Source organism: Clostridium sp. SHJSY1, assembly GCF_031626875.1.
Lineage (GTDB): Bacteria > Bacillota > Clostridia > Clostridiales > Clostridiaceae > Clostridium.
Map to the genome: position 1 here is coordinate 1 of NZ_JANDMF010000100.1, position 3,733 is coordinate 3,733.

Below are 3,733 nucleotides of genomic sequence, written 5' to 3' on the forward strand. Positions count from 1 at the left end.
ATTAAAAAGAAATCTAGTGTAGGAAATTAGATAGTATTTATAGTATTTTACGAACTACTTTTATATGAAAATAAGCTTAAATTACAATAAAAAATATTGTAATAATTGAAGTTGTTTTGGTAAAACCTATGATTAGAATAAATCATAGGAGTGTATTAAGCGATATGGAAGTAGTGAAGGTAAAAACAGAAGATGATAAAGAAAGATATTTCGTAGCCGATGATATGGGGTTGCCTATAGAACCAGTATTAAAGTTTATAAGATTTAAAGATAACACCAAATATGCAAGAAATACTTTGAGAATGTATTGTCAACACTTGAAGTTGTATTTTGAATATTTGGAGCAAAGAGAATTAGATTTTCAAGAAATAACTATTGATGATTTAGCTTTGTTTGTGAATTGGTTACAGAATCCTTATAAAAGCTTAAAGGTAATACCAACTAACAAAGTAGATTCAGTAAGAAGTGCACGAACAATAAACATTGTTATAAATACTGTTTTAATGTTTTATGACTATATTTTAAGACATGAGGAATATAGCAATAATATATCAGACAGACTTAAAAAGTTTGTATCAGCCCCAAGTAGAAATTTTAAAGGATTTCTATATGGAATAGCACATGAACAAAAGAAAGTTACAAGTAATATATTAAGGCTTAAAGTTCCAAAATACAAACCTAAAACTTTAACCAAAGAAGAAATAACAATACTTATAAATACTTGTAATAACTTTCGAGATAAGTTTCTTTTAAATTTATTATATGAAACTGGCATACGCATCGGCGAAGCCTTGTCATTATGGATTGAAGACTTTGATATTAGTGATATGGTGATTGATGTTAAAGACCGGGGAGAGCTTGAGAACTATGCTGAAATAAAGACAGTTTCAAGTCCAAGAAGAATAGATATATCCCAGAATTTAATTGATATGTTTATGGAATATATAGCTGAATATCATACTGAAGAAGTTGAAACTAACCATGTATTTATAAAAGTACATGGCGACCATAGATGTAAGGCAATGAACTATTCAGATGTTAATAATTTGTTTAGAACATTAAAAAAGAAAACAGGGATATATGTTAGACCACATATGTTTAGGCATACATCACTGACTACTCTTAGAATGGCTAATTGGCAACCCGAATTGTTAAGAATAAGAGCTGGTCATAAAAATATTTATACTACTTTACAAACTTATATACATCCTTCGGATAAAGAAATTACGGAAGAGTTTGAAAAAACTCAACCTAATCTAAATTTAGATATTTATAACGAAGGAGATAAGTAGTATGAATATACAAGAGATAAAGAATCAACAAAGTAAGTATGAGGAAATTATTGAGTATTTAAAGCAAGATGATGGATATTGGTTAGAAAGTGATAAATGGGATTTAACTAAAGAGTGTTTCTATGGCAAATTAGTATATACAAATAGATTTATAGATTTTACGTATATTAAAAACAATAATCTAAAAATGGAGGTTAAATATTTTTTTATTTATAGTTTTAAGAATAAACTAACTTCGATTTCCAACATAGTTAGAATATCTACATTAATTAAGTACTTTGCGATATTATATGATAAAAATTCATTAGCAACAGTAGATAGAAAAAAGTTGTTTAATAAATGGATTTTTCTTTTGAATTCAAAGGGATTGTCTACAAATAACTTCGGAAACAAAAATATTAGTTTTTTGACTTCTTTATTAGATTTTATTAAAGATTTTTATGATGATAGAGAGGAAACTGAAAAAGATATATGGTATTCAAAGAATATTAAAGGAGTTAAAATATCTGCAAGTGGAGCAAGTCATGGAACATATAATGCTATTAATTTTAATTCTATACCTATAGACTATAGAGAAACTGTAAAAAAATATTTTAGAACAATCATAACGAAGAAAAATTGGTCTACTTGCAGCAACACATTAAAATATATTACATATTTCTTTAAATATTTTTATTCAAGTGGCTATAGTGATGGATTTGTTGAGAATCTTAACAGGAATGATATAGAGAGGTATCTATACTATATAGGTAACGATAGAAAAGGTAAGAATAGAACAGAAAACTCAAAATATGTAAGTTTTATAAGAACATTTTTAGAGTATATTCAAATGGCTCAGTATGAAAAAGCTCCTAAAAAAGAAGTATCATTTTTAATATTTCAGGATGATATTCCAAGAAGAGAATTAGATAGGGATGTAATAAAAAGAGTTAAATTTGTTCCAGAACCTATTTTAAAGCAATTAGATAATAACATCACGGATTTAGATAGACCACAGTTTATTCCTATTTATATTTTACTTCGTGAAACGGGTTGGCGTGGAACTGATATATTGAATCTCAGATATGATAATTGTTTAGAGCAAACATGGAATAACAAAGAAAAAACTTATAATTATTATCTTTGTGGTGAAATAACTAAAACGGGTATAGCACAACTTAAAATTCCAATAAGAGATAAGGTAGCTGAAATGGTTCAAAAGGCTATTGATAAAGCTAAAGAATTAAGTACAGAAGAAAATAATCCTAAAAAATATTTGTTTAATATTTATGAAGGAAAACTTAAAGGAAAGCCGTTGGCGAAGCTAAATTTACTAACAACAGTTGAGAGATTAATTAAACAAAAAGACATTAGAGATGTTAATGGTGAATTATATCATTTTAGATTACATTCGCTACGTCATACAAGGGCTAAAGAGTATGTTGAACAAGGCATGGGAATAAGTATTATACAACAAATTTTAGGACATCAGAGCCTTCAAATGACAGTTCATTATGCAACTGTAACAGAAAATGTTCTTTATGAAAAATGGAAGAATACTGAGGACTTAGACTTATTTAAAGTTGATAGCAAAACCAATGAACTTGAAAAAGTAGATTTGCATTCTGATGAAGGTGAAAATTTGATTCGATATGAGTATGTTAAAAAGAATTTAGATGCTGTTAGAGTACCTTTTGGAGTATGTTTTAAACCTTCTAAAACACCTTGTAAACAACAAATGAATCATTGCTTAACTTGTGGAAGTTTTTGTACTACCGTTGAGAATATTCCTGAATATGAGGAAGAAATCGAAAGTGTTAAAAAGCAAATTGATATTAGTGAAAGATGTGGTAGAGAGCTTTGGGCTGAAAAGAATAAAACATATTTGAGATTGTTAGAAGATACACTTGAAAGAGTTAGAGAACAAAAAATCATTCATAAAAATGGTAAATCAAGGGAGGAAGCTTAAGATGGCTAATAATACTGATGGAATAAGAGAATGTGCAAGAAAAAGAACACAAGTAACTTTAGAGAAAGTAGATAAAGCTATCCGTGAGCTATCGCTTAGCGAACAGAAAATAAATTTTAATACTGTGTGCAATTTAAGTGGTGTATCAAAGCCTTTTCTTTACAATAATCAAGAAGTTAGACAAAGAATTGAAGAACTTAGAGATAAACAAACCGAAAAAGCTATAAGACAAAGACTTAATTATGATAAAACTGATAAATCAAAAGATATTATTATAATGGCTAAAGACAAAAAAATTAAAGAATTGGAATATGAAAATAGAAGACTTAAAGAACAATTAGAAGTTCTTAGAGGCAAATTATATGAAAATATGATTTAGAAGACTAGAAATTAAAAAGTTAATATGGGTTACATCGTTTATATGTAACCCATATATAAAATAAGTAAAATCAAGCCGTGTACAAGCGTGTACACGAGATATAAAAAGGAGTGA

At 27.7% G+C, this 3,733-nt stretch carries 3 protein-coding genes; all 3 read left to right on the top strand.

Annotation, left to right across the window (positions count from 1 at the left end; all coding sequences use genetic code 11):
- The first annotated feature begins 164 nt into the window (after positions 1-164).
- From NNC19_RS23225 to NNC19_RS23235, 3 genes are read left to right on the top strand one after another with little or no spacing between them, the layout of a single operon-like run.
- Positions 165-1,292: a tyrosine-type recombinase/integrase gene (locus tag NNC19_RS23225; protein ID WP_310941068.1), complete on the top strand. Its 1,128-nt coding sequence runs from the start codon at positions 165-167 to the stop codon at positions 1,290-1,292.
- 1 nt (position 1,293) lies between these two features.
- Positions 1,294-3,240 carry a tyrosine-type recombinase/integrase gene (locus NNC19_RS23230; protein WP_310941069.1) on the top strand — a complete coding sequence of 649 codons (1,947 nt, stop codon included), beginning with the start codon at positions 1,294-1,296 and terminating at the stop codon, positions 3,238-3,240.
- Between the two features lies 1 nt (position 3,241).
- Complete coding sequence (locus tag NNC19_RS23235) at positions 3,242-3,619, top strand: DUF6262 family protein (RefSeq protein WP_310941070.1); 378 nt, start codon at positions 3,242-3,244, stop codon at positions 3,617-3,619.
- Positions 3,620-3,733: the final 114 nt, after the last annotated feature.

Coding starts and splice junctions, on each gene's coding strand:
- NNC19_RS23225 (WP_310941068.1), top strand. CDS start 165: ATGGAAGTAGTGAAGGTAAAAACAGAAGATGATAAAGAAAGATATTTC.
- NNC19_RS23230 (WP_310941069.1), top strand. CDS start 1,294: ATGAATATACAAGAGATAAAGAATCAACAAAGTAAGTATGAGGAAATT.
- NNC19_RS23235 (WP_310941070.1), top strand. CDS start 3,242: ATGGCTAATAATACTGATGGAATAAGAGAATGTGCAAGAAAAAGAACA.